Consider the following 25,192-nt stretch of genomic DNA (forward strand, 5'->3'; position numbering starts at 1 on the left):
GCCGTTGTTCAGGATGACCGTGGGGACCTTGCTGTCCGTGCTCACGTGGGATGGATCCTTACGTCGTCGTGTCGTACGCGGACGGGCGCGCGGGCGCCCGCCCCCTCGACTCCAACGATCACCGGCCCCGCAACATTCCGCCGCCCGGGCGCCCCGTCAGCCGTACAGCGCCTCGACCTCCGCCGCGTACGCCCGCTCGATCGCCTTCCGCTTGAGTTTCAGCGAGGGGGTGAGCAGCCCGTGCTCCTCGCTGAAGGGGTGGGCGAGGATCCGGAAGGTGCGGATCGACTCGGCCTGCGACACCAGGGTGTTCGCGGCCACCACTCCGCGCCGGATCTCCGTCTCCAGGTCCGGGTCGCGGACCAGCTCCGCGGGGAAGAGCGGCGGCCGGCCCTGGATGGCGAGCCAGTGGTCCACCGCCTCCTGGTCCAGGGTGACCAGGGCCGCGACGTACGGCCGGTCGTTGCCGACGACGAGGCACTGGGCGATCAGCGGGTGCGCCCGCACCCGCTCCTCCAGACCGGTCGGCGCCACGCTCTTGCCGCCGGAGGTCACCAGGATCTCCTTCTTCCGCCCGGTGATCGTCAGATAGCCCTCGGCGTCGAGCGCGCCCAGGTCGCCGGTGGCGAGCCAGCCGTCGTTGAGCACCGCCGCCGTGGCCGCCGGGTCGCCCAGGTAGCCGGAGAAGACCTGCCCGCCGTGGAGCCACACCTCGCCGTCCTCCGCGATGTGCACGGTGGTGCCCGGCACCGGCCGGCCCACCGTGCCGTACCGCACCCGGCCGGGCGGGTTCGCGGTGGCGGCGGCCGTCGACTCCGTCAGGCCGTACCCCTCGAAGACGGTGACGCCGGCGCCCGCGAAGAACAGCCCGGTCCTGCGGTCCATCGCCGAGCCGCCCGACATCGCGTACCTGATCCGCCCGCCCAGCACCTCGCGGACCCGGCCGTAGACGGTCTTGTCGAAGAACTGGTGCTGCACCCGCAGCGCCGCCGACGGGCCGGGGCCCTGGCCGAAGGCCTTCTGCTCCAGTGCCTCGGCGTACTTCACGGCCACGTCCACCGCCTTGTCGAAGACGGCGGCCCGGCCGTCGCCCTCGGCCCTGCGGCGCGCCGCGTGGAAGATCTTCTCGAAGACGTACGGCACGGCGAGGACGAAGCTCGGCCGGAACGACACCAGGTCGGGCAGCAGCGCCGACGCGGTCATCGACGGCTGGTGCCCGAGCTTCACCCCGCCCCGCACGGCCGCGACCTCCACCATCCGTCCGAAGACGTGGGCGAGGGGCAGGAAGAGCAGGGTGGACGCCTGGTCGCCGGGCCGGGAGCGGAAGACCGGCTCCCAGCCGGTGAGCAGGGCGTCGGTCTCGAACATGAAGTGGGCGTGGGTGATCACGCAGCCCTTGGGGCGGCCGGTGGTGCCCGAGGTGTAGATGACCGTGGCCACCGACTCGGGGGTCACCGCCCGCCGGTGCCGCTGCACCACGTCCTCGTCGATGCCCTCCCCGGCGGCGGTCAGCTCGGCGACCGCGCCCGGCCCGGCGTCCTCGCCGGGGTCGAGCTGCCACAGCCGCTGGAGCCTCGGCAGCCGGTCCACCACCGACCCGATGGTCATGGCGTGGTCCTCGTGCTCCACCACGCAGGCGGTGACCTCGGCGTCGTACAGCATCCAGTGGACCTGGTCGGCGGAGGAGGTCGGGTAGACCGGCACGGGCTGGGCGCCGAGCGTCCACAGCGCGAAGTCGAAGAGCGTCCACTCGTAGCGGGTGCGGGACATGATCGCGACCCGGTCGCCGAACCGCACCCCGTGCGCGACGAGCCCCTTCGCCAGCGCCAGCACCTCGTCGCGGAAGCGGGCGCGGCTCACGTCCTCCCAGGACCCGTCCGCCGTCCGGCGCCCGAAGGCGATCGCGTCGGGCGCCTCGGCGGCACGGGCGAAGACGGCGTCGGCCAGCCCGCCGCTGAGCGGGGCCGCCTCGACGGGCGGCACGGTGAACTCGCGCACGGACCAGCTCCTCCCTCGACGGCTCGGTGGCTGAAAGGGGCCGCTGAGTGGGCTGCGGCGCCGTGACCGTACCCCACCGGGAGCGGCTGCGGCAGGACCTTCACCAAGCCGCGACATTCGCCGTTCGCACAGGTCAGGGCAGGTGAGAAGGGAAAGGACGGCCGACAGGGGGCCGTTGCGTACCGTCCGGTAGGTCCGTGCCTCCCCAAGTCTCCACGGAATCTGTACGGCCCGCGCACGCCCCCGCGCCCGGCCGGTATCCGTCAGTCCTGGCGCCGCAGCCCGTCGCCGCCCTCCAGGATCGCCCCGGCCAGCGCGTCCGCCGCCTCCTGCGTCGCCCCGCCGCGCCGCCCCTTGCGCAGGACGAAGTCGACCGCGCCCAGCTCCGGCAGCCCCGACCGGGGCGGTACGGGCACGAGCCCGGGCGGCACCAGGCCGCGCGTGTGGGCCATCACGCCGAGCCCCGCGCGGGCCGCCGCCACGTTGGCGCTCAGGCTGGAACTCGTACACGCGATCCGCCACGCCCGGCCCTCCGCCTCCAGGGCCGCGAGCGCCCGCGCCCGGGTGATGCCCGGCGGCGGGTAGAGGATCAGCGGCACCGGCCGCTCCGGGTCGAGCCGCAGCCCCGGCGCCCCGATCCACACCAGCGCGTCGCTCCACACCGGCACCCCGTCCCCGGCGTCCCCGTCCGCCCCGGTGCCCCGCTTGGCGAGGATCAGGTCGAGCCGGCCGGCGGCGAGCCGCGCCTGGAGCGTCCCCGACAGCTCGACGGTCAGCTCCAGGTCGACCTCGGGGTGCGCGCGCCGGAAGGACTCCAGGATCTCCGGCAGCCGGGTCGCCACGAAGTCCTCCGAGGCGCCGAACCGCAGCCGGCCGCGCAGCCGCGTCCCGGTGAAGAAGGCCGCCGCCCGCTCGTGCGCCCGGAGGATCGTGCGGGCGAAGCCCAGCATCGCCTCCCCGTCCCCGGTCAGCTCCACGCTGTGGGTGTCCCGGACGAAGAGCGGCCGCCCGGTCGCCTCCTCCAGGCGCCGCACGTGCTGGCTGACGGTCGACTGGCGCACCCCGAGCCGCCGGGCCGCCCGGGTGAAGGACAGCGTCTGGGCGACGGCGAGGAAGGTGCGCAGCTGCGCGGGCTCGTACACGCCCCGACGTTATCGCGGAACGTGATGACAGTCAGTGCGCTGTGCGGGATTCCCGATGACCGTGCCGTGGACCAGTATGGGGAGCGAGCACCGCCGCCCGCCGGCGGCCCGGGGCCCGCCCGCCGGCGGACTCCGGAGCGGCCCCGCCCCCGACCCGCCCCCGAGTGGAGCCATGAACCGACGCCCCCTCCTGCCCTCCTGGCTGCCGGTCGACGGCTACGTCCTCGCCCTGCTCGGCACCGTCGGCCTGGCCGCCCTGCTGCCCGCGTCGGGCACGGCCGCCACCGCCGCCGAGTCCGCCGCCACGGGCGTCGTCGCCCTGCTCTTCTTCCTCTACGGCGCCCGGCTCTCCACCCGCGAGGCGCTCGACGGCCTGCGGCACTGGCGGCTCCACCTCACCGTTCTCGGCGCGACCTTCCTCGTCTTCCCGCTGCTCGGGCTCGCCGCCCGCGGCCTCGTGCCGGGGGTCCTCACCCCGCAGCTGTACGGCGGCTTCCTCTTCCTCTGCCTGGTCCCCTCGACCATCCAGTCCTCGATCGCCTTCACCTCGATCGCCCGGGGCAACGTCCCGGCCGCGATCTGCGCCGGCTCCTTCTCCTCGCTCGCCGGGATCGTGCTGACCCCGCTGCTCGCGGCCGCCCTGCTCGGCGGCACCACCGGCGGCCCCTCCGCCGACGGCGTCCTGCGGATCGTCCTCCAGCTCCTGGCGCCCTTCCTCCTCGGCCAGGCCCTGCGCCGCTGGGTCGCCGGCTTCCTGGTCCGCCACAGGAAGGTGCTCGGGTACGTGGACCGGGGCTCGATCCTCCTCGTCGTCTACACCGCCTTCAGCCAGGGCATGGTCGCCGGCATCTGGCACCTGGTGACCCCCGGCCGGCTCGCCCTGTTGCTCGCCGCCGAGGCCGTGCTGCTCGCCGTGATGCTGGCCCTGACCTGGTACGGGGCGGCCCGGCTCGGCTTCGGCCGGGCCGACCGGATCGCCATCCAGTTCGCCGGCTCCAAGAAGAGCCTGGCCGCCGGCCTGCCCATGGCGAGCGTCCTCTTCGGCGCCCACGCCTCGCTCGCGGTGCTCCCCCTGATGCTCTTCCACCAGATGCAGCTCATGGTCTGCGCCGTCCTCGCCAAGCGCCGCGCCCGCGACCGGGAGGCCGCCGCTCCCCGGGAGCCCGCCCCCGCCGCCCCGGCCGCCGCCCCGAGGTGACCACCGGGGCCGCTACGGTGCTCCCATGCCCTCCCTCGATCCCGGCCGCACCCGCGCGAACCGCGCCCCGATACGGTACGGGGCCCGCCCCTGCTCCCTCGTCGTCTGCCGGGGGTGCTGTTGCGGAGACCCCCGCAAGAACCCCGGCACCGACCACGCCGCCCAGCTCGACCGGCTCCGGGCCGCCGCGGCGGCCTCCGGCGGGCGGCTCGCCGTCCGCACCAGCGACTGCCTCGGCCCCTGCGCCCAGGCGAACGTCGTGGTCGTCCAGCCCTCCACCGAGGGCCGCAGACGCGGCGGCCGGGCCGCCTGGATCGGCTTCACCCTCGACGACGACTGCCTCGACGACATCCTCGCCTGGACCGAGGCCGGCGGCCCCGGCCTCGCCCCGCCCCCGGCGACCCTGGCCCTCCAGATGATCGACCCGCCGAAGAACTAGTGACCTGGGTCAGAGACTCCTCGTCGGATGCCACGCCTTCGACGGGCCTTCGCTTCTCCGGCGACCCCGAGGCCACCTGCGGCAGGCCCACCGCGTCGAAGCCGGCGGCCCGGAGGGAACTGCCGAACGATCTCCGACTCGGCACACCGGGGCGTTTCTTCCGGATCACCTTGCGGACCGGATGAAGATGCCCGCGAGGTGGAGGGCGGCGAGGTGGACGGTGGCAGTCTTGTCGTAGCGGATGGCCAGGCCACGCCATTGCCTGATCTTGTCGATGCACCGTTCGACGGTGTTCCGCTGTCTGTACGCTTCGCGCTCGAAAGTTGGAGGACGCCCCTCACGGCTGCCGAGCCGTTTGCGGTTCGCTGTCCGGTCGGCGGGCGGGCCGCCCGCGGCTCTCGGCAAGGGGGCCGGAGGGCTGAGGCCGGAACGGTGTCATCGGCCGTGGGATTCGGACACGCTGCTTTCAGGCGCGTCCCGCAGGGTGGCAGCCGCGAGGAGGCTCATGTCGTCTCTTCCCCGGTCGACGCCGAAGCGTTCGGCGGCCGAGTAGAGGGCCGTGACCGCCACCGGGGGAACCGGATCGTCCAGAGTTGTCAGAACACGGGAGATCCGCTGCTCGCCGAACTCCTCCCCGTCGTCGCGGCGGCCCTCGGTGAGACCGTCGGTGGACAGCACCAGCAGATCACCGGGATCGAACCGGACGGTGCGCGTCCGCCAGTTGCCGGGCGGCGCCTCCAGGAACGGATGGACGAGGGGGCCGGTGGCCTCCAACCGTTCGAGCGTCCCGTCCGCCCGCCGCAGGAACGGTTCCTCATGACCGGCGTTCACCCAGGTGAGGAGCGAGCGCTCCGAGGACAGCACGGCAACGGCCAGCGTGGTGAAGCACTCCTCGCCGGCCAGCGCATGGTGCACCGCGCGCACCAACGAGTCCAGGTCCGTGTCCAGACGCAAACCCACCGTCACCACGCTCTTCAGCTGCACGGCCAGCAGCCCGGCAGCGACACCGTGCCCGCAGACATCGCCGAGGAAGACGGCGGTGGATCCATCGGAAAGCCGCACGGCGCCGAGGTAGTCACCCGCGATCAGGCCCTCGGCCGCACGCACGTCGCCGGCCACCACGACCCCGGGCCCCGGCTCCTCGCGGGAGACCAGGATCTCGTGCAGGCCCTGCACCGCCGGTCCGACCTGAACGAGAGCCTCCCGGTTGCGGCGAGACTCGTGCTGGGACACCACCAGGCGCTCGCGCACCCCTTCGGCCTCCCGGGACAGCAGTCCGATCCAGCTGCGGGAACTCCCCGACGGCGGCCCCGCACCCTTCGCGTCACCACTGGCCGCGCGCCGCAGACGCTGGGCAAGCACCCCTGCCGGGGCGAGGTAGCGACGCTGCAGCACCACGGCCCCCACCACTGCCGCGACGAGCACGGACACGGCGAGGCTCAGGATGTAGAACATCACGCTGTGCATGTGCCACATGGCCAGCTGCGCCTCCCGCGCACCGCGCCGCTCCAGCAGCACCGCGAGTTCCTTCGTGTGCGCGTCCACCGCCGCGTAGGTGCCCTCCGCGGGGTCCGCCCCGACGGCGGACGCCGGCAGCCCGTACACCTGTATCCGGTCCACGTGCGTGCCGGGACGGCCGTTCTCCAGCCACAGGGCCACGCTGCGGTCGAGCACCACGATGCCCGCGTCCACCTCGTCGTCCGTACCGGCGGTCATCTGCCTCAGCTCCTCCAGGTGTTCCTCGAGCGCCAGCCGGCTCTTCCCGCGCAGGTCCTCCCCCGCCGCACCGGCCAGCGACGCCGCCCGCAAGTCCCCCACCGCCGCCCGCACGAAGCCGACTTCGGCGACGGCCGGATGCCAGAGGCTCTCGATCCGCTGCGCGGCCCGCTCGTGCCGCGCGTTCAGAACGAAACCCATCACCGCGACGCCGGCCGCGAGCAGCGTCGCCGCGCCGATCAGGGCGGCGAGCAGGAGCCTCACTCTCTTCAGGCCGTGTAGTGACAGCATGTGATCGACAGTACCGATCGCCCCACACCAACCCCGGGGCACCACGCCCGTCGCCACCTGGCGGCAACGCAGGTGAGGGGCGCGGGGACGGCTGACGGGAAAGCGGCTGACGCAGAGACGGCCGGAACGGCCGGAGCCATCGACAGGACTTTCCCGGGGCGGCTCCGGCTCAGTGCCGTCGGGCCCGTCGCGGCCTACGAGTTGCCGAGCCGCCTGGTGTCCCGAGTCGGAGATCTTTCGGCAGTTCCCTCCGGGCCGCCGACTTCGACGCGGTGGGCCTGCCGCAAGTGGCGTCGGGACCGCCGGAGAAGCGAAGGCCCGTCGAAGGCGTGGGATCCGACGAGAAAACTCCGACTCAGGTCACCAGCCCTCCAGCACGATCCGGTGCTCGCCCGCGTACACGTTCATGTCCGGCCCGCGCAGGAAGCCGACGAGCGTCAGGCCCGTCTCCGCCGCCAGGTCGACCGCGAGCGAGGACGGCGCGGACACCGCGGCGAGCACCGGGATCCCCGCCATCACGGCCTTCTGCGCCAGTTCGAAGGAGGCCCGCCCCGAGACCAGCAGCACCGCCCGGTCCAGCGGCAGCAGGTCCTCGCGCAGCGCCCGCCCCACCAGCTTGTCCACCGCGTTGTGCCGGCCCACGTCCTCGCGTACGTCGAGCAGCTCGCCGTCCTCCGCGAAGAGCGCCGCCGCGTGCAGCCCGCCCGTCGTGTCGAAGACCTTCTGCGCCGCCCGCAGCCGGTCCGGCAGCTCGGAGAGGAGCGCCGGGGAGATCCGTACCGGGGGAGCGTCGGCGATCGGGAAGCGGGCCGTGGTCCGCACCGCGTCGAGGCTCGCCTTGCCGCACAGCCCGCACGACGAGGTCGTGTAGACGTTCCGCTCCAGCGTGATGTCCGGGACGACGACCTCGGGCGCGAGCTTCACGTCCACCACGTTGTACGTGTTCGTGCCGTCCTCCTTCGCCCCCGCGCAGTAGACGATGGACCGCACGTCCGCGGCCGAGGCGAGCACCCCCTCGCTGACCAGGAAGCCCGCCGCCAGCGCGAAGTCGTCGCCCGGCGTGCGCATCGTGATCGCGATCGGCCGGCCGTTCAGCCGGATCTCCAGCGGCTCCTCCGCCACCAGCGTGTCCGGACGCGCGCTCACCGCCCCGCCCCGGATCCGCGTGACCCGCCGTCGCTCGGTGACCCGTCCCATCCCCGCCGCCTTCGATTCTTCCGGTGTTCCTGCCCCTGACCCCGCCATTCTCCGCCACCCCCGGATTCCGCGCCCGAACCGGTGCGCCGCCTGAGCCCTTGTCACGGTCGGCCAAGCGACTCGGGGGAATCTTGGTGGTTTACGTCACCGGTTACCCATCAGTCGCTGGCAAGACTGGGTGGTTCCTGCCGCTGAACGAACCATCGAGGGGGTCCCGGGATGACGGGCACTCGCATCGCCGCGCTCGGGCACTACCAGCCCGCCAAGGTACTGACCAACCACGACCTGGCCGAGCTGGTCGACACGAGCGACGAGTGGATCCTCAGCCGGGTCGGCATCCGCACGCGGCACGTCGCCGGGCCCGAGGAGCCGGTCGACGAGCTCGCCGCGCACGCGGCCGGCAAGGCGCTCGCCGCCGCCGGGCTCGCCCCCGGCGACATCGACTACGTCATCGTCGCCACCTCCACCGCGATCGACCGCTCGCCCAACACCGCCGCCCGGGTCGCCGCCCGCCTCGGCATGGGCTCGCCCGCCACCCTCGACCTCAACGTGGTCTGCGCCGGCTTCACCCACGCGCTCGCCACCGCCGACCACGCGGTCCGCGCGGGCGCCGCCCGTCGCGCCCTGGTCATCGGCGCCGACAAGATGACCGAGATCACCGACTGGTCCGACCGCACCACCTGCGTGCTCACCGGCGACGGCGCCGGCGCCGTGATCGTCGAGGCTACGGAGACCGACACCGGCGCCATCGGCCCCGTCCTGTGGGGCTCGGTCCCCGAGATGGGCCACGCCGTCCGCATCGAGGGCACCCCGCCCCGCTTCGCCCAGGAGGGCCAGAGCGTCTACCGCTGGGCCACCACCAAGCTCCCCGCCCTCGCCCGCGAGGCGTGCGCCCGCTCCGGCATCGCCCCCGAGGACCTCGCCGGCGTCGTCCTCCACCAGGCCAACCTGCGGATCATCGAGCCCCTCGCCGCGAAGATCGGCGCCGTCAACGCCGTCGTCGCCCGGGACGTCGTCGACTCCGGCAACACCTCCGCCGCCTCCGTGCCGCTCGCCCTCGCCAAGCTCGTCGAGCGCGGCGAGCTCCCCTCCGGCGCCCCCGTCCTCCTCTTCGGCTTCGGCGGCAACCTCTCCTACGCCGGCCAGGTCGTCCGCATCCCCTGACCGCCCGCATCCCCTGACCGCCCGCGTCCTCCGACCGTGCGGGTCCCTCGACCGCCCGGGTCCCCCGACCGCCCGCGTCCCCCGGACGTCCGGGCCCTCCGCCCCGTCCGGGCCCTCCGCCCCGTTCGGCGGAGCGGGAGGGGCGGCCCGGTGGCGGCGCCTCCCGGGCGCACCTAGCTTCGATCGCGGTGGGGGCGTCCCCGCCCTCGCCGCGAACCGGAGGACCGCATGCGCGCGATACGTACCGCTTCCGCCGCCCTGCTCACCACCGCGGCCGTGGTCCTGTCCGCCCCCGCGGCCTCCGCCGACGACGGCACCGGCACCGGCACCGGAACCGGCCGGGACATCACCTCCTTCGGCTTCTCCGTCACGCCCCGGACCGTCGCCCCCGGCGGCACCGTCACCCTGACCTCCGAGGGCTGCGAGGTGCCGTCCGTGACCGTCACCTCGGGGATCTTCGACACCGTGACCCTCACCGAGGGCCGCCCCGGCAGCGCGACCGTCGACATCGACGCGAAGGCCGGCACCGAGTACGAGATCGCCTTCGACTGCAAGGGCGAACGCGGCACCACCACCCTGACCGTCGGCCACGGCACCGCCCCGCCGCCGGCCCCGGTCACCCCGCACCCCCCGCGGCCCCCGCACAAGGGCGTCAAGGCGGGCTTCGGCGGCTCCACCGGCTCCGACGCGCTCGGCGCGGCCGAACTGGCCGCCGGCGCCGTCCTCATCGCCGGCGCGGCCGGTGCCGCCGTCGCCCTCACCCGCCGCCACGGCCGGGCCGGTGGCCGCCCCTGAGACGGCCCCTCCGTCCCGGTGTGACGAGGTCCGGGACGGAGGGGCGACCAGCGACCCATCCGAGCGGAGGAGGCCCGAGGCGGTGGAGAGCGCGCACGGCCGGCGCGGCGCCTGGGGCGTCGTCGCGATCCTCCTCCTCGTCGGCGTCCACCTCGTCCGGGGCGGTGCGCAGGAGCTCACCGCCGCCGGCCCGCCCCAGCCCCTCGCGGCGGACGCCCCGGCCCCGGCCGTGCCCCCGCCCCCGGCGCGCGCGCCGCTCCCGGCCTCGGCCCCGCTCTCCGTCGCCATCCCGGCCCTCGGCGTGGACGCCCCCCTCACCCGGGTCGGCCTGGACGCGGACGGCTGGCTGGAGGCCCCGCCGCCGGAGCACCCCGGCCGGGCCGGCTGGTACGCGGGCTCGGTCACCCCCGGCGAACCCGGCACCGCCGTCCTCGCCGGCCACGTCGACACCCCCGCCGGGCCCGCCGTCTTCCACGCCCTCGGCGCCCTGACCCGCGGCCGCACCGTCGAGGTCCGCCGCGCCGACGGCCGCACCGCCGTCTTCACCGTCCACGCCGTCGAAGTCGTCCCCAAGGACGACTTCCCCGCCGACCGCGTCTACGCCTCCACGCGCGCCCCCGAACTCCGGGTGATCACCTGCGGCGGCCCCTACACCCGCGCCACCGGCTACACCGGCAACGTCGTCGTCTCCGCCCGCCTCACCGCCGTCCGCTGACCTGACGGATTCCGGACACCGGCTGGCCTGGACCAACTCCCCGGGGCCATCGTGGTACCCGGAGCAGGCGTCGGGGGGCGCCGGGCTTCCGGCCGCCACGGCGGCATCCCCGGGGACGGGCGGTCCCCGTGCGTCCGGTCACGACCCGGGGTCCACCGGCGCACGGGACCGCCCCCTCCCGCCACCCCGTGACTGACCACGGAAAACGCCGGTGAAAGCCCCCGCGAACCCCTGGTAGAGTTATCCATGTCGCTGCGGGGAACACCCGCGAACACACACCCTGTCCGGGTGGCGGAATGGCAGACGCGCTAGCTTGAGGTGCTAGTGCCCTTTATCGGGCGTGGGGGTTCAAGTCCCCCCTCGGACACCAGCAGAGACCCCAGTTCATCTGGGGTTTTTTGCATTTCTGGGCAGTGGCGTGACCAACCACGTGACCAACGGCCCAGCGAATCCCCAGGTCAGACCAGGGACGACAGGCCGAGTCGGCCCGCGCCGGAGGCGGCCAGTCGGCGCGCTCCGTCCTTACGTGAGTGCCCGTACCGGGCCATGGTGTAGCCCGGCGAGTGGTGCCGGACGTTCGCGGAGACCTCTACAGGGTTCTCCCCGGCCTCCAGATCGTTCGTGACCTTGCTGTGCCGCCAGTCGTGGATCCGGAAGTCCTCGGGAAGGTGCAGCCGGTTCCGCAGCGTGCGCCACCGAGCCGAGACCTTCTCGGGGTCCTGCGGGCCCCCGGCCTCACCCCGATACAGCTTGAAGCCGTCCCGGGCGAACACCAGGTCATGATCCACCCACGCGGAGCCGAGTCGTTCCCGCTCCGCGTCCTGGCGCTGCTTCTGCCACTTGAGGACGTTCATCACGGACTGATCCACGTAGATGACTGCGTTGTCGTCGCCGTCCTTGGTCAGCTTCCGCAGCCGGTAGGCGTTGCCCTCCTCAACCACGACCCAGCCCAGTTCGATGGCCCCCTCGTCCCAGCGGATAAGGGACCACTTCATACCCAGGGCCTCACTGCGCCGGACGCCGGTGGCGGCGTAAACGGTCCACAGCGGCGCGTCCCGAAGGCAGTGATGGGTCAGGCCACCGTCACAAGCCCGGTTGCCGCACGGCTCCCACACAGTCCCCAGGAACCGTGCTGTCTGCCCGTCGTCCAGGGTCGGGTACTTCTGCTCCTGGGCGCGGATCTGGCGAGCGGTGGGAGGGTGCGCGGTCGCGGCCGGGTTGGCGGGTATCAGCTTGGGCACTGCCGCGCCGAGAGCGCCGGACAGGATGTTGTGAACGTGCCGGACCGACTTGGCCCCCAGCGGCTTGCCCTTGTTCGTGGGACACGGGGCCGTCTCCAGCAGCCGATACAGATCATCAAGCGTGTCGTCCGTGACCTCGCATAGCTTCACGCCGCCGATGTGCGGCTTGATGTGCAAACGGATCTTCGTCTCGTATCCGGCCACGGTCGTCCCCTCCTTCCTGTGGTTCGCCAGCCACTTGTCCAGCCAGTCACCCAGCTTCATGTCCGAGCGGGTCGCGATCTTCCCGGCCTCGTGGTCGTTGTGCCACTGCCGAAGCGCCTTCTCCGCCTCGGTCTTGGTCTTGTAGTCGCGGCCTATCCAGTAGCGCTCCTTCGTGCCAGTCGCCTTGTTGAAGTGGAGGGGCGTACGGACACCCCAGGTGTTCGGTCGGCCCTTGCGCGGGATCTCCACTGGAGTCCCCCCGAGCCCATTACCGCGCTTTGCCACGGTCGCCTTTCAGTTGTTGCCCATCAGGTAGTCGGTCACCTTGTCGAGGTGTTCGCCGGTCGCGACCTCCCTCCCCTTGGCGGTGAGTTGCCCCCCGGCCTTTCCTGGCACGGTGGTCAGCAGGTCCCGCTTCCGGGCTTCCTTGAGATGGCCCCGGATCGTCTCCGGCCGCTTGTTGGTTAGTTCGGCCAGATGTGCCGTGACGTTGGGCACGGCCTGTGCGACGGCGCGAACGTAGGACTCGGCGAGGAAGGCCAGGTACGCGTCCGAGATGCCCTCAGAGTCCAGCAGCCACCGCAGAACTTCCCCTTCGGCATCCTGGGCAACGTCGCGCTCCGTGCTGGCCGGCCTCACGGAGCGGAATTGGTCGCCCGCCTTCTTGAAATCGATCTGCCGCAGCACCGTGGAGGCCACGCCACCCTGCGTGGCAGCGGGGTCGGCGTCGGGGTGCGGGGTGACGAGGACAAGGGTGGGCCCGCTGGCTGGGTCGGCGTCGGCAGCCCAGCGCATGAGGATGCGCCACGGCCCTACGTCCTGGGTGATCTCGATGTGTTCTTCGCTCATGACGCCCACGGTACCACCCATGCTTGTCATACCTAGGTTTGTCAGTGTGGGTGTTCGCGTGTACAACTGGAGATGAGCCGGGCGGGAACCGGGCGGAGTAGCCGCCCACCGGCCAGGACCAGAGGAGGGCGATGCAGCCCAAGCTGATGACCGTGGACGACGTGGCGGAGTACATGGCCGTCCCGAAGAAGTGGGTCTACTCGAACTGGAAGCGCGAGGAGATCCCATTCCGCAAGGTGGGCCAGTCCCTCCGGTGCCGCCCGGGTGACCTGGAGAAATGGCTAGACCGGCAGAACTGAACAGCATGACCAACGACGCCCCCGAGGGAACCGGGGGCTTTCTTGTTTTTTGGGGGCCTACGTGTACGAGACCATCCCGCCGACCGACGACAGGCGCCGGGCCAAGCTGGAGCAGAACGCGGATGCACTCCTGGAAGCGGCAGGAGATGAAGCGTGGGACGACTGGCCCAATCCCTGGCCGCATCGAAAGGAATCAGAGTTCGAGTGCATATCGGCTGCACATACCGGAATGGTTCCTTTGGTAGTGACATCACTCTGCGCATCACTGCCCGACTTCGACCCAGCAGCGGAGGGGCGAGCGATTCAAGGTCTGATGCAGGAGCGGCCCGGATTGGAACGGCCGGATGCCATTTCGGAGATTCTTGACGGCACGATGGACGGAACCGCCTACGGCTCAGGCTTCACGGTGGAACGTCGCAACTCCCCTCCAGAGGGGTGCCAATGGGGCGGATGCGCTGAGCCGCTGTACGCCCCTGGAGCCGCCCGCAAGCCTGGCAGGCCAAGCAAATACTGCGGGCTCCACAAGAAGGCGGCCAGGGCCCATACGCGGCGGCGCAGGTACGCCGGTGTCCATGTAGGGATGAACAGGAACCTGGTCTACGGCTTCAACGGTTTGAAGGAGCAAGACCTTACGGGCTATCGGCAGATCTGGGCGAGGGTCAACGTGGCTCGGATGTGATCGAAAGGGTCCGCCTTCAAGCAGCCCTCTCGCCTGTGTCGCATTAATTCAGAGCTAGTGGAGGAGTGATCCTCTGGGGCCATGCACACTCGGCGGTGTGCCTCTGGCACGGCCTACGGGCCGGGCAGTTCCTAAGTCGTCATGAGGCTCTGCGGATACCTCCCTGTGAGGGGCAGCGTAGAGAAACACTCCTCCCCTTGCTCTCTGCTTGCATCGTTCACAGTGGGGGGTAAGGGGGGCAATGTCTCTCTTACGTTGTCCTCTTGTGAGGGTTTGAGAGGCCGCCTTTAGAGCGGCCCCTTCACCACTTCCTGTATTTGATAGTTAGTTTGAGGAGGTGTCGCCTGTGAGCGACCCCCAGACCGGTTCCCATTCTCCGGCCCCGGTGCCGGCCGACGGTTCCGACTCCGTTCGGGCTGAGGTGCGGCGCGAGTACGCGGCGAAGCTAGCCCATGCCGAACTCAGGGCCCAGGCTGCCCAGGCCGGTATCAAGCTGAGCGACGGATTCACGGACTACCTGGACGCTTCCAAGCTCGTCGGCGCGGACGGCAACCCTTCGGCGGAGGCCATCGGCAAGGCCCTGGCCCCGTTCGCAGCGGTCCGGCAGCCGGAGTACCCCCACCTCGTCGGCGCAGGCTTCCACCGTGACAGCGCCCCCGTCCCCGCCCGCCGTGTGTCCCTCGACGTCCGCAAGCGCTAACCAGGAGTATCCGTATGACCTTTGCCTACCAGAACGCTGCCACCCACACCTTCGTCCCGGAGATCTGGGATGCCGAACTTCTCGTCGCCTTCGATCCACTGCTGGTCTGGGCTTCCCCGATCGTCTCGAACAACAAGTACGAGGGCGACATTCGGAAGCAGGGCGACGTTGTTCACATCAACTCGCTTCTGCGTCCCACGGTCGGTGACTACAAGCTGCCGGACGGCATGACCGCCCAGCGGCCCGAGACTGTTGACCAGAAGCTCCCGATCACTGAGGCCAAGTACCTCCAGGTCCTCATCGAGGACGCGGAGCGCGTCCAGCTCGCTGACGGGGACCTCGGCTCGCCCATCAATCAGCAGATGATCCGTTCCCTTGCCCGTGAGGCCGATTCCTTCATGGGCGGCGTGATCGCGAACAGCGCCACGGCCCTGCCCACGGTCAAGGCGACGCCGGAGACCGCCCCGCAGGCGTTCTATAGCGCCATCCTGGACATGATGCTGGCCCTGGACGACAACGACATCCCGGCCGGTCGCTACGTGGTCGTCTCGCCTCGCGTGAAGCGGTATCTCATCGAGCACCCAGCCGTAGCCAACGCCGCCGCGTACGGCGAGGGCGGCGTCACCGCCAACGGCGTCGTGGCCAAGCTCGCCGGGTTCACGATCCTGACCACCACGGCCATGCCCACGGGCGTGGACATCGTGGCCGGACACAAGGAGTTCGCCACCTACGCGAGTCAGTTCACCGGCTTCCGCGAGGGCCAGTCGGAGAAGTACCGCGCCGACTACATCGACACCCTCCACCTGTACGGCGGCAAGATCGTGCGGTACCCGGAGCTGGACACCAAGAAGACGGACAACACCTTTGACGAGTCCAAGCCGACCAAGGGCATCGTCAAGGCCGCCGTCGAATGGGTCACCGCGGCCTGACCGACGCAACTAGCGGGGCCCCTGCCAGAACAGGCAGGGGCCCTGTTCCGTTCACGCACCGCAGTGCCGGCCATCGACCCCCTGTAACCGAAAGCGGAGGACTCATGCCCAAGCCCCGAAATCCAATCTCCCCGCACTCCCGATACCGCGAGGCGCAGAAGCTCACCGTACTGCCACTCGACCACGGCCTACCCGTCCCGGAAGTCCCGAACGGCCGGGAATGGTCAGAACACGAGCGGGCCTATTGGATTGAATTGTGGGAGACCCCGCAAGCCTCCCAGTGGGACGACGCCACGGCTGGAATCGTGGCAACACTGGTCGTGCACTGGTCTGAAATCCTTGCCGGGACCGCAACGAGTACACAGCTCATGGAATACCGGCATCTGACCAAGGCCCTGGGGCTCACTCCGGAAGGAATGCGGGCGCTCGGATGGGTGATGGGAGATGAATAGGAAGCTCGCCCGTCGCCGGGCTCAGCAGAACGTCAGCACGTCACGCGAGGCCGAGCGGCAACAGGAACACCGAGCTGGCGTGGAGTGCCATAACCCCTGTTCAGAGTGCTGGTTGGTCTGGTGTCTCCATGTCGCCTGGTTCGCCACGGACGGAATGGGAGAACTGTGGGGAGATGGGCAGAGGCACGACCTGGAGTCGTGTTTCGAGTGCCGCAAAATTGATTGACAAACAAACAACGAAAGGAAGGCACCCCCGGTGGGTCCTATTCCTTATCTAAATACCATTACCCCCATATTGAGTAATGGTTCAGAAATGCGTTAGTTACCGTTCCGTGATAGGGGTGCGGAAGAATAGTTCTTAAGCGGGGAGGCCGTCAGAGCGATGCTCCGGCCACCGCCTGAAACTTCCGCCCTAACAAAGGAATGCAACGCTATGCGTAAGACCGTTCTCCTGCCCGTGGAAAAGGTTCTGTGTGACGCCCACATAGCGCGTGACGGTTCCGAGGTAGAGGCGACGGATACTCTGACGCTGGGACGGCATTCCTGGGATCTGTGCCTGGAACACAACGTCACCTTCGGCCGTTACCTGTGCGATGCGCTGGGCGCCCCGGCCCAAGGTGAGCCGCAGTCGGAGCCTGAGAGTGTGCCGGTCGCTGAGCCTGCCCCGGAGCCCGTGGCCAAACCGTCGCCCGTTGTGGCGGAGACCGAAGCGACGGACGCGAGCGAGGAAGTGAACGAGCCTGAACCCGTGCGAACCGTGATGATCGCGGGTGAGGTGCCCGGTTACGACTGGGACACCGCACGGGAAGCGGTGCGGAACCTGGGCTATGACGTGGTCGGCCGTGCCGATGACAGCACGGTCCTGCTGATCCTGGGTGAGGGTGGCGACCGCAACGGGACGAAACTGCGGGACGCGGCCGAGCGTGGCATCCCGTGTATGGACGTGCGGGAACCGGGACGGTTCAAGTCGGCCATTCAGTCCGCCGAGTTGGTCGGCGGTGACCCGCTGCCCGAGCCTGCCAAGCTGGACCGGGCGGGGATGAGCGAGCGTGAGCGCAACCGGCTGATCCGGACATGGGCCCGTGAGAACGGGTGGCCGAAGCTCCCTGCCCAGGGGCGTGTCCCGATGAACGTCCGCCACGCCTACGAGCTGGCCCACCGTGAGGCGGTGGAGGGAAAAGCGGCAGCGGCCTGAGTGCCGCGCCCACGGTGACGGCCGCCGAGTGCGGCCGTCACCCCCGGCCCCATGACCTGAGCCTGTGGAAGAACGCCAAGGGCTACGGAGCCGGAAGCAAGCCCACCCGCCGCGACTACGGCCCCGGTTCCTGGGTCCTGTGGACCACTCCCAACGGCCGGCGGCGTATGGGAATCGTCAGCGATGACCTGTTCGCCCTGGCCTCTGTGAAGCGGTCGGCTCAGGTCGGGCAGGCGAAAGAATCCCGATGCAAGGCCGTGGTCATTCCGGCCGACGGGGGCGACGCCCTACCGCTGTGCTCGAAGACCAGCAATCACCCTCACGCCGTGATCAAGGACGGCGGCCGATGGCGGCCCGTCCGTCCCCATCACAGGCAGACCAACTCAAAGGAAGAAAAGGCAGCATGAGCGCCCCCGTTTTCTACGGCCCGATCGGTCGAGCCGTCCGCACGATCGCCCCGTTCGCGGAAACCGACCCGCTCGGTATCTACGTCGCCGTTCTGTCGATGTGGTCGGCCGCGATCGGCGGCACGGTCAAGGTGTCATCCCGTGGCAGTGCCCGCCCCGTGCTGCTGTGGTCGGCCCTGGTGGCGGGAACGGGCAGAGGAAAGGGAACCGCGCTCCGAGCCGCCCATCACGTGCTCGACAAGTCCCTGGGACGGTTCCTCGCTACCCACACCACATCCGGCATCACGTCCGGGGCGAGTCTGGTCAATCACCTGTGGGAGCAGCAGGAAGCGACGGCGGAGACCGAGCACGGGCGGGATGTGCGGGCCCTGGTGGTCGAGGAGGAATGGACGGAGGTCTTGAAGCGGGTCAAGCGGGACCCGTCGTTCACGACCAAACTCCGGGCAGCATGGGACGGAACGACCCTGCGCAACACCACCAAGGAAGAGGCCCAGGAAGTCCGCGACCCGGCCATGGTGCTGCACTCTCACATCACGCCGTCCGACTGGGCCAAGTACGTGGGCGAGTCCGAAGCGGCGGGAGGCTCGTACAACCGCATCCTGCCGTTCCTCCTCGGGTCGGTCCCGATGCTGGACGACGACCGCGTGAGCCTGCCGAAGGTGGACGGCTCCGAACTCTCCGACGCCTACGGATGGGCCACCGCCCGCCCCCGTGTGATCACCCTCTCCGAGAACGCCCGGCCGCTGTGGCGGATCGTTCGCCGCTACGCCCGCATCCTGGGCGAGACCCTGCCCGAAGCTCAGGCCGTGTTCATCGAACGCACCGCAGAACAGACGCTCAGGGTCGCCGCCTGCCTCGCAGCCGCCGAGTGCTCAGAGACCATCACAGAGGAAATGCTGTGGGCCGCGCTCACCCTCGTACGCCGCTCCGTCCAGGACGCCGTCCGAATCAGCAAGGGGGCCGACGCTCCGAAGGTGAAGCGACAGCCGCTCAGCCTCGCGGACAAGGTCCGGGCGCGCATTGAAATGAACGGCGGTCGAGCCACGTCGTCCCAGGTGCTCCCATACGTCGGGGCCACCGCCGAAGAGGTCAAGGCACTGCCCGGAATCGTCGTCACCGTCGAACGGGCAGGGAAGACCGGGCGCCCGAAGACCGTTTTCACACTCCGCGGTGACAGTTCTCGTCACCCTGAACACCAGCCGGCCAGCGCGGAGCGTGACCAGAACCGGGACGCTTCCCATTACGCACAGCCGCAGCCGGCCAGCGCGGAGCGTGAGGAGAACCGCGCCACGGTCGTTCGGCTCGACGCCTACCGCCCGGCCCCCACTTCGGCCCCCGTGAGGCAGTCGCCCACTCCCGTTCCCGCCACGACTGACAACCCGTTCCGCGCCCTACTCTGAACCGATCGAACAAACCAAAGAACGCCCCTGCCGAGAACGGCAGGGGCGTTCGTTTGTTGGTTCACCGTCGTAGGTCCCGGAACTCTTCCAGTACCCGCAGCCCAGAGTTGAGCGTCGGCCGGTAGCCGGGGCAGAGCCTTTCCGGGGGCAGTGCCAGCACTTCCCAGCACACCATGCAGCGCATGACCCCAAGGTGCTCCGGGTCGTTCTCCACGCTGCCGCCGCACCGGGGACACTGCTCCATGACGACTCCCTACGCGGTCACGTCGAACTCTCCCAGCTTGGCACCGCCGAGGAAGTCGGTCCACTCCTCGGCCGTGAACTCGACCGTCCGTCCGGTCGCGGTGCTGCGGACCGCCACCTTGCCGGGAACGTTGGTCGCGACCGCCACGCACCGGGGGTCGTTGTTGTTGTACTGGCACGTGCTGGACGTACGGAACTCGTATGCGGGCGTCTTGGCCACGGGTGATCTCCGTTCGCTGTTGTGGTGGTGACCGCCCCCGCCGTGCCGGTCGGCGTCAGTCACGGAAGGGGCGGGGCTTTGAGGAGCGGGGACGTTCCCTCGCTCGATGGGTTGGCGTACTCGCACCTGGTGCAGAAGTACCGGCCGTTCACGCCGCGAACCTTGCATCCGCACCGGGCGCAGTGATGCGTGGTGATCACGCTTCCACGCGAGTGACCACGCTTGGGGCCACCAGCCACTCCCTACCGCCGTTCTCAGGGATGAGGAACGCCATGCGCTGGGGGCGGCGCTCGAAAGGCATAGCGGCCGGGTCCTCGTAGTCGGGGATCACGTCGCGGAGGATGCCTGTGCGTCCGTGTGCGTCCTGGACGAGCTTCCCGACATCCTTCTTGGTGATCACGACAGCTGCGGACACGTGGTGCCCGAGTGCCGATAGACGACGTTGGCCAGAACGCCGGAGTCGGTACCGGTGATGAATCCGCGCCGTACACGCTCGTCCCGCCGAATCGGCTGTCCACACCGGTGGCACTTGTGCCCCGCCGGGGCGTGCGTGCCGTATTCGTCCGTGATGTTTGCGGCCATGCCCACGCCTCTCGATGACGTTACCTGTCGTTCGGTACGTCATCCTTCACGAGTAGACGGTTGGGTAGGCCGATCATTCGCGTCCCGGAATAAAGATCATCCTCGGCAGCTTTCAGCCCATTGGCGGAGCAGGCTTCTAGCGTCATCGCCAAAACAGGCGTGCCGTTCGAACTGAGAGAACACGGCGAGGTATTCGGAGATATCCCGTGCGTCACGGAAGACCATGCGGCCTGTGAAGTTCTCCACCGTGGCCAGGCGATTGTCATAAACCGTGAATGTGTTCATGGGGCCACGGCTCATAAGCGTGCCCAGGGGGACGACCCCGATCCGCACATTGGGCAGGTGGGACAGCGAGACCAGGCGATCGATCTGCACGGCCAGGGCGGGGCCGGGGACGATGGACCAGCGCGCCGCCTGCTCCGTGAGCAGGAAGGTGAAGTGCTTCGCCGTGTTGAAGAGGACCGCTTGCCGTTCCAGCTTGCGGGTCACCGTCTTCGATGAGTCTCCGGGAGTGTGGCTCAGACTGGCTCGAATGTACTCGGGTGTTGCCAGGAGACCGGTAATCATCGAAGGGAGGAAGTACCGGAGTTCTGTTGCCTCTGACTCCAGGGCTGCCAGCTCCGCCTGTCGTTTCTCCACGCCCCGGCGCCAAGAGGACCGCTTGTCCTGCCATTCCGTATTGGCGATCCGTGCGAGGGAGGTTATTTCCGTGATCACATCGGATGGTGCGTCGAGCGCCCGCAAGATGCGCTCGACATCCATCAGGGTCGGCGTCTTCCGGCCCGTCTCGAACTTACTAATCTGGCTCTGCGACATATTGCAGCGTCGGCCGAGCCGTTCCCCGGTCAGGCCGGCCGCCTTGCGGAGGTCGCGCAGTTTCTCCGCAAGGTCGGTCCTGGACTGGCCAAGCTGCTCAGGCTCAAACGTCACACGTTGTCTTTCACGTACTCGGAGAACGGCACGGCGTGGGCCAGGGCGATGCGCTGCCACTCCAGGTAGGGAGCGACGTCACCCGTCACCAGTTCTCGGTTGATCTGCGTACCGTCCGGCCGGAAGTTCAGGTGCACAACGCGTGCGGCATCGAACATCCACCAGTCGGTTCCCGACAGGGGTAGCCCGTAGTCGTCGTGCGTAACGTCCAGGACGCGGATGTCCTCCCCGGCCCGGATGTTGCCGGGGATGCCCCAGGCGAACTGGTACCGCTGGTAGTCGGTCAGCGGCTGGCGCACGATCCGCACGCGCCCGATGGTCCGCCCCGTCGCCACGAAGCCACGGACGCGCTCATGCCACCGCTCGTTGTGCCCCTCCGGCTTGTGCTCGCCCCGGAGGAAGCGGGCGACGTTCTCGGCTTCCTTGGGCATGGTGTACGTGGGCTGCGCTTCGAACCGCCACGCAGCGCGCTCGTAGGCGTCGAACGTCCGCCGCCACTCGTCACCATCCAAGAGCACGGACAGCCTCCCTCAGCACCGCTTCCGGGATCTCCACCAGGGCCTCGCCCTCCGGCGGCTGGAAGGCGCTCGACACGTTGCCCTGGACGACGATGGCGCCGCTCTCCGTGCGGTACACGTTCGGGCAGTCGTCGTCATCACAGTTCGGGCCGTTGAGCTTGCCGGTAAGACGCGTCAGGTCGCTGCGTGCCACTGGTTCCCCTCCCGTCGTCGGCCCCGGTCGGGCCGCTGCCTGACGACGCTATGCAGGGCATCGCTCCTCGTCTATGCCGACTCCGGACTATTCCCGATCCGGCATAAACGATCTTTGATGCTGAGGGTTGGCAACGTGACCAACGCATGACCAACAGCGGTCCGAAACAGCCGGAAACAGGGGGAACGCATGACCAACCGAGCCTGTCAAACGTGCGGCGTGTCCCTGGTATCCTCGCAGGTCACAAGACCAGTGGGCTGGTGCCCGAGAGGAGAGTTCAAGTCCCCCCTCGGACACCACACGGAAGCGCCGGTCGATCTCTCGTCGACCGGCGCTTTCCGCATGCCGCGGCTCTCCCGGACCCCGCACCCGGGATCCCGCCGTCACCCCTTCCGCGCCACCACCAGCCGGCAGTGCGGGCTGCCGTCCTCGCGGGTGCCGAACTCGGGGAGGGGGCGGTGGGTGACCTCGTAGCCGGTCTCCTCCAGGCGGGTGCGGACGTCGGGGAGGCGGAAGGTGCGGTAGTACATGACGAACGGGGGGCGCCGGACGGCGTTGCGGACGCGCATGGCCGCGTCGAAGGCCCAGAGGGTCCAGTAGGCGCGGGAGCCGACCGGGGGCGGGGCCGGGAGCGGGAAGGCGAGGAGGCCGCCGGGGCGGAGGGCGGCGTGGACCTGGGCGAAGAGGGTGCGCTGGGCGTCGGGGAGGAAGTGGCCGAAGGCGCCGAAGCTGACCGCCAGGTCGAAGGAGGCGGTGAAGGGGAGGGCGAGGGCGTCGGCGCGGACCAGGGTCGCGGCGGGATGGCGGCGACGGGCCCCGGCCAGCATGTTCGTGCTGAAGTCGACGCCCGTGACCCGGCCCGCGCAGACCGCGCGGAGCACGTCCAGGCCCGCGCCGGTGCCGCAGCAGACGTCCAGGCCCGCGTCGAAGGGGCCCAGCTCCTCCAGGGCGCGGGCCACCGAGGCGAGGATCCGGTCGGAGGTGCGGAAGGGCGTCGCGTCGAACTTCGGGGCGAGCAGGTCGTAACCGTGCTCGACGGAGGAGAGCGCCTGGACGGTCAGTTCGCGGAGGGTCGGGCCCTGCGGGGTGAACATGGGGCCGACTCTACGCAGCCGGGGGCCCGGACCGTCACAGGGCGCTGCGCACCTGCGGCGCCGGCCACGCCGGGGCGATGCCGGTGAGCTGGCAGGTCAGCAGGTAGAGGGGGATCGGCGGGGTGTAGGGCGAGGTGCCGTCCGGGTGGTGGACCAGCCGGGGGGAGCGGTCGGGGATCTCCGCGCCGGGGGCGTAGCAGGCGGGCAGCGGCCAGACGAGGTCGAGGTCGGAGCCGGCCGGGACGAGCCACCACCACCAGTCGGTGTCGGCGTACACGCAGCCCTTGGCGGGGAGCCGGGAGAGGATCTTGAAGCCGAAGCGGGCGGGGACGCCGACGGCGTCGCAGCCGAGCCCGGTGTTCAGGCCGACGGGGACCGCGAGGCGGGTGGCGGTGAGGGCGGCGCCGCGGCCGGGGTCGCCCGAGGGGGAGCGGCGGGCGCGGGGGGCGAGCAGGGTCGCCATCGACTTCAGCATGGCTCCCCCAGGTGGTGCGGGAGTTCCGCCCAGACGATCTGCGCCGTGCCGTGGCCGGTGCGCTCGGCGCCCCAGGCCTCGCACAGCGCGTCGACGATGAGGAGGCCGCGGCCGCGTTCGTCCGCGCCGCAGTCGCGTATCCGGGGGCCGGCGGGGCCGCCCTCGTCCCGCACGGCGATGCGGAGGGCGTCGGCGCCCTGGCGGAGTTCGCAGACGATCCGGCTGCTCGCGGTGTGCAGCACCGCGTTGGTGACCAGTTCCGAGACGACCAGGGCGGCCGTGTCGCGTATCTCCGGTCCGCGGCCCCAGAGGATCAGCCGCTCCTCGGTGAGGCGGCGGGCGCGGCCCACGGACTCGGTGCGGGCGGGCAGCTCGAAGGCGAAGCGGTGGAGGGCCTCGCGGTGGTGGGGCTCGCGGTGGTGGGGGTCCCGGTACGGATCGCGGTGGGCGTCCCGGTGCAGGGGGTCGTGGTGTGGCTGGGGGCGCTGGGCCATGACTCGGGAGCTCATGAGACCTGAGGGCTGCGCGTTACCAGAAGCCACGACCGGTTCCTCACAACAGTGGGCAGGACTGCCGTACGTCACTGTCGCCGGGGCGCGGGGGCGCACCGGCGGCAGTCTGTACTGGTTCACCGGAACACTGTCCTCCTGACTCGGACACTTGGCAAGTGGCACTCTGAAAATTGCAGAGTGCCGTGTTCTCTCTGGCCGGGCTTCGTGGCACACTCATCGAAACAGCGCGTCGGGGAGGTCTGAGAGTGAGCGAGCCGCGGTCCGCCCCGACGGTGGGACAGGTCGTCCTGGGCCGGCGTCTGCAGGATCTGCGCGAGCGCGCGGGTCTCAAGCGCGAGGAGGCCGCCAAGGTCCTCCACGTCGCGCCGGCCACCATCCGCCGCATGGAGACCGCCGAGGTCGCGCTGAAGATCCCGTACGTCCAGCTGCTGCTGCGCGCGTACGGCATCACCGACCCCGAGGCGGAGGCCTTCGTCGCCCTCGCCGAGGAGGCCAACCTGCCCGGCTGGTGGCAGCGGTTCCACGACGTGCTGCCCGGCTGGTTCTCCATGTACGTCAGCCTGGAGGGGGCCGCGAGCCTCATCCGGGCCTACGAACCCCAGTTCGTCCCCGGTCTGCTCCAGACCGAGGAGTACGCCCGCGCCATTCTGCGCAGCGGAGCGGTCGGCGGTGGCGACGAAGCCGCCAGGGAAGAGGACATCGATCGGCATGTAGCCCTGCGGATGGAGCGCCAGTCCCTGCTGACCAGGGAGGACGCCCCGAAGTTCTGGGTGATCATGGACGAGACGGTCTTCCGCCGGCCGGTCGGCGACGGGCCCGAGGTGATGCGCGACCAGCTCGACCGGCTGCTCGAAGCGTCCGAGCTGCCGAACGTCACCCTGCAGATCGCGGAGTTCGCGTCCGGCCACCACCCCGGCACGTACGGTCCGTTCGTCCTCTTCCGCTTCGCCGTGCCCGAACTCCCGGACATGGTCTACAGCGAGTACCTGACCGGCGCCGTCTACCTCGACGCGCGCCCCGAGGTGGCGTCCCACCTGGAGGTCATGGACCGTATGGCGGCGCAGGCCGCGACTGCACAACGCACGAAGGAGATCCTCCGGGACCTCCGCAAGGAGCTGTGAATGGATCGCATATACAACGGCATGCCCGCCGCGGAGCTCGGTGCCGAGGGATGGCACAAGCCCTGGAGCGGCGGGAACGGGGGCAACTGCGTGGAGGCCATGAAGCTGGCCGACGGCAGGGTCGCCGTGCGACAGTCCGCAGACCCTGAAGGACCCGCCCTCATCTACACCCACGGGGAGATCGCCGCGTTCATCGCGGGGGCCAAATCCGGTCAGGCTGACTTTCTCCTCACCTGACCCCTTCCGCCGCACCACTACCGTCACGTAACTCTTGTAGCAGTGCCACCCGTTCGT

28 protein-coding genes and 1 tRNA gene are annotated in these 25,192 nt (G+C 70.2%); 15 read left to right on the forward strand and 14 right to left on the reverse strand.

The genetic code is table 11. The annotated features are described in order from the left end of the window. Nucleotides 1-156 precede the first annotated feature (156 nt). Both ACF1ED_RS00920 and ACF1ED_RS00925 read right to left on the reverse strand, forming a co-directional pair. Nucleotides 157-1,998, reverse strand: coding sequence for an AMP-dependent synthetase/ligase (locus ACF1ED_RS00920; protein WP_391756232.1), 1,842 nt, complete (start codon nt 1,996-1,998; stop codon nt 157-159). A gap of 263 nt (nt 1,999-2,261) precedes the next feature. After that, entirely contained in the window at nt 2,262-3,140 is an 879-nt protein-coding gene (locus ACF1ED_RS00925; protein ID WP_391756233.1) for a LysR family transcriptional regulator, read from the reverse strand. Between the two features lie 172 nt (nt 3,141-3,312). Here ACF1ED_RS00925 and ACF1ED_RS00930 point away from each other — a divergent pair, with 172 nt between their 5' ends. Both ACF1ED_RS00930 and ACF1ED_RS00935 read left to right on the forward strand, forming a co-directional pair. Then, nucleotides 3,313-4,338 carry a bile acid:sodium symporter family protein gene (locus tag ACF1ED_RS00930; RefSeq protein ID WP_391756234.1) on the forward strand — a complete coding sequence of 342 codons (1,026 nt, stop codon included), beginning with the start codon at nt 3,313-3,315 and terminating at the stop codon, nt 4,336-4,338. Nucleotides 4,339-4,363: 25 nt separating this feature from the next. Beyond that, a complete protein-coding gene (locus ACF1ED_RS00935; RefSeq protein WP_391756235.1) occupies nt 4,364-4,777 on the forward strand; it encodes a (2Fe-2S) ferredoxin domain-containing protein in 414 nt (137 codons plus the stop codon). Between the two features lie 435 nt (nt 4,778-5,212). Here ACF1ED_RS00935 and ACF1ED_RS00940 read toward each other — a convergent pair whose 3' ends face one another. Together ACF1ED_RS00940 and fdhD are read right to left on the reverse strand one after the other, a co-directional pair. Next, nucleotides 5,213-6,784, reverse strand: coding sequence for a PP2C family protein-serine/threonine phosphatase (locus tag ACF1ED_RS00940; RefSeq protein ID WP_391756236.1), 1,572 nt, complete (start codon nt 6,782-6,784; stop codon nt 5,213-5,215). A gap of 360 nt (nt 6,785-7,144) precedes the next feature. Next, nucleotides 7,145-7,981: a formate dehydrogenase accessory sulfurtransferase FdhD gene (fdhD, locus tag ACF1ED_RS00945; protein WP_391756237.1), complete on the reverse strand. Its 837-nt coding sequence runs from the start codon at nt 7,979-7,981 to the stop codon at nt 7,145-7,147. Nucleotides 7,982-8,200: 219 nt separating this feature from the next. Here fdhD and ACF1ED_RS00950 point away from each other — a divergent pair, with 219 nt between their 5' ends. The 4 genes from ACF1ED_RS00950 to ACF1ED_RS00965 all read left to right on the forward strand — a co-directional run bounded on the left by ACF1ED_RS00950 (nt 8,201) and on the right by ACF1ED_RS00965 (nt 11,025). Beyond that, entirely contained in the window at nt 8,201-9,145 is a 945-nt protein-coding gene (locus tag ACF1ED_RS00950; RefSeq protein WP_351845301.1) for a beta-ketoacyl-ACP synthase III, read from the forward strand. Between the two features lie 228 nt (nt 9,146-9,373). Further along, nucleotides 9,374-9,940 carry a hypothetical protein gene (locus tag ACF1ED_RS00955; protein ID WP_391756238.1) on the forward strand — a complete coding sequence of 189 codons (567 nt, stop codon included), beginning with the start codon at nt 9,374-9,376 and terminating at the stop codon, nt 9,938-9,940. A gap of 82 nt (nt 9,941-10,022) precedes the next feature. Continuing rightward, nucleotides 10,023-10,655, forward strand: a complete 633-nt coding sequence (locus ACF1ED_RS00960) for a class F sortase (protein ID WP_391756239.1) — start codon at nt 10,023-10,025, stop codon at nt 10,653-10,655. Nucleotides 10,656-10,937: 282 nt separating this feature from the next. Further along, nucleotides 10,938-11,025: transfer RNA gene (locus tag ACF1ED_RS00965), tRNA-Leu, on the forward strand. An 88-nt stretch (nt 11,026-11,113) separates the two neighbouring features. Here ACF1ED_RS00965 and ACF1ED_RS00970 read toward each other — a convergent pair. Together ACF1ED_RS00970 and ACF1ED_RS00975 are read right to left on the reverse strand one after the other, a co-directional pair. After that, nucleotides 11,114-12,349, reverse strand: coding sequence for a tyrosine-type recombinase/integrase (locus ACF1ED_RS00970; RefSeq protein ID WP_391756240.1), 1,236 nt, complete (start codon nt 12,347-12,349; stop codon nt 11,114-11,116). A 45-nt stretch (nt 12,350-12,394) separates the two neighbouring features. Beyond that, nucleotides 12,395-12,949 carry a hypothetical protein gene (locus ACF1ED_RS00975; protein WP_391756241.1) on the reverse strand — a complete coding sequence of 185 codons (555 nt, stop codon included), beginning with the start codon at nt 12,947-12,949 and terminating at the stop codon, nt 12,395-12,397. A 131-nt stretch (nt 12,950-13,080) separates the two neighbouring features. On the opposite strand from ACF1ED_RS00975, the gene ACF1ED_RS00980 reads away from it, so the two are divergent. From ACF1ED_RS00980 to ACF1ED_RS01010, 7 genes are all read left to right on the forward strand, one after another. Beyond that, complete coding sequence (locus ACF1ED_RS00980) at nt 13,081-13,248, forward strand: helix-turn-helix domain-containing protein (RefSeq protein ID WP_391756242.1); 168 nt, start codon at nt 13,081-13,083, stop codon at nt 13,246-13,248. A gap of 61 nt (nt 13,249-13,309) precedes the next feature. Beyond that, on the forward strand, nt 13,310-13,927 hold the full coding sequence (locus ACF1ED_RS00985; RefSeq protein WP_391756243.1) for a hypothetical protein: 618 nt from the start codon (nt 13,310-13,312) through the stop codon (nt 13,925-13,927). Between the two features lie 346 nt (nt 13,928-14,273). Next, complete coding sequence (locus ACF1ED_RS00990) at nt 14,274-14,627, forward strand: hypothetical protein (RefSeq protein WP_391756244.1); 354 nt, start codon at nt 14,274-14,276, stop codon at nt 14,625-14,627. A gap of 14 nt (nt 14,628-14,641) precedes the next feature. After that, nucleotides 14,642-15,556 carry a hypothetical protein gene (locus ACF1ED_RS00995; RefSeq protein WP_391756245.1) on the forward strand — a complete coding sequence of 305 codons (915 nt, stop codon included), beginning with the start codon at nt 14,642-14,644 and terminating at the stop codon, nt 15,554-15,556. Nucleotides 15,557-15,660: 104 nt separating this feature from the next. Continuing rightward, complete coding sequence (locus tag ACF1ED_RS01000) at nt 15,661-16,008, forward strand: hypothetical protein (protein ID WP_391756246.1); 348 nt, start codon at nt 15,661-15,663, stop codon at nt 16,006-16,008. A 433-nt stretch (nt 16,009-16,441) separates the two neighbouring features. Then, on the forward strand, nt 16,442-17,203 hold the full coding sequence (locus tag ACF1ED_RS01005; RefSeq protein WP_391756247.1) for a hypothetical protein: 762 nt from the start codon (nt 16,442-16,444) through the stop codon (nt 17,201-17,203). 403 nt (nt 17,204-17,606) lie between these two features. After that, complete coding sequence (locus ACF1ED_RS01010; protein ID WP_391756248.1) at nt 17,607-19,010, forward strand: DUF3987 domain-containing protein; 1,404 nt, start codon at nt 17,607-17,609, stop codon at nt 19,008-19,010. Nucleotides 19,011-19,263: 253 nt separating this feature from the next. Here ACF1ED_RS01010 and ACF1ED_RS01015 read toward each other — a convergent pair whose 3' ends face one another. The 8 genes from ACF1ED_RS01015 to ACF1ED_RS01050 all read right to left on the reverse strand — a co-directional run bounded on the left by ACF1ED_RS01015 (nt 19,264) and on the right by ACF1ED_RS01050 (nt 23,774). After that, nucleotides 19,264-19,473, reverse strand: a complete 210-nt coding sequence (locus tag ACF1ED_RS01015) for a DUF397 domain-containing protein (protein WP_391756249.1) — start codon at nt 19,471-19,473, stop codon at nt 19,264-19,266. 196 nt (nt 19,474-19,669) lie between these two features. Continuing rightward, nucleotides 19,670-19,873: a hypothetical protein gene (locus ACF1ED_RS01020; RefSeq protein ID WP_391756250.1), complete on the reverse strand. Its 204-nt coding sequence runs from the start codon at nt 19,871-19,873 to the stop codon at nt 19,670-19,672. Nucleotides 19,874-20,151: 278 nt separating this feature from the next. Beyond that, nucleotides 20,152-20,985 carry a helix-turn-helix domain-containing protein gene (locus tag ACF1ED_RS01025; protein ID WP_391756251.1) on the reverse strand — a complete coding sequence of 278 codons (834 nt, stop codon included), beginning with the start codon at nt 20,983-20,985 and terminating at the stop codon, nt 20,152-20,154. After that, entirely contained in the window at nt 20,982-21,503 is a 522-nt protein-coding gene (locus tag ACF1ED_RS01030; protein WP_391756252.1) for a DUF6879 family protein, read from the reverse strand. The genes ACF1ED_RS01025 and ACF1ED_RS01030 overlap by 4 nt, the downstream gene beginning before the upstream one ends. Continuing rightward, nucleotides 21,487-21,696, reverse strand: coding sequence for a hypothetical protein (locus ACF1ED_RS01035; RefSeq protein ID WP_391756253.1), 210 nt, complete (start codon nt 21,694-21,696; stop codon nt 21,487-21,489). The genes ACF1ED_RS01030 and ACF1ED_RS01035 overlap by 17 nt, the downstream gene beginning before the upstream one ends. 383 nt (nt 21,697-22,079) lie before the next feature. After that, complete coding sequence (locus tag ACF1ED_RS01040) at nt 22,080-22,790, reverse strand: class I SAM-dependent methyltransferase (protein WP_391756254.1); 711 nt, start codon at nt 22,788-22,790, stop codon at nt 22,080-22,082. A gap of 34 nt (nt 22,791-22,824) precedes the next feature. After that, nucleotides 22,825-23,265 carry a hypothetical protein gene (locus ACF1ED_RS01045; protein ID WP_391756255.1) on the reverse strand — a complete coding sequence of 147 codons (441 nt, stop codon included), beginning with the start codon at nt 23,263-23,265 and terminating at the stop codon, nt 22,825-22,827. After that, a complete protein-coding gene (locus ACF1ED_RS01050; RefSeq protein WP_391756256.1) occupies nt 23,259-23,774 on the reverse strand; it encodes an ATP-binding protein in 516 nt (171 codons plus the stop codon). Before ACF1ED_RS01050 ends, ACF1ED_RS01045 begins: the two co-directional genes overlap by 7 nt. Before the next feature lie 248 nt (nt 23,775-24,022). Here ACF1ED_RS01050 and ACF1ED_RS01055 point away from each other — a divergent pair, with 248 nt between their 5' ends. Together ACF1ED_RS01055 and ACF1ED_RS01060 are read left to right on the forward strand one after the other, a co-directional pair. Continuing rightward, nucleotides 24,023-24,898 carry a helix-turn-helix domain-containing protein gene (locus ACF1ED_RS01055; protein WP_391756257.1) on the forward strand — a complete coding sequence of 292 codons (876 nt, stop codon included), beginning with the start codon at nt 24,023-24,025 and terminating at the stop codon, nt 24,896-24,898. Then, on the forward strand, nt 24,899-25,135 hold the full coding sequence (locus ACF1ED_RS01060) for a DUF397 domain-containing protein (RefSeq protein ID WP_030495614.1): 237 nt from the start codon (nt 24,899-24,901) through the stop codon (nt 25,133-25,135). Nucleotides 25,136-25,192: the final 57 nt, after the last annotated feature.

This window comes from Streptomyces sp. NPDC014656, from assembly GCF_043084305.1.
Classification (GTDB): domain Bacteria; phylum Actinomycetota; class Actinomycetes; order Streptomycetales; family Streptomycetaceae; genus Streptomyces.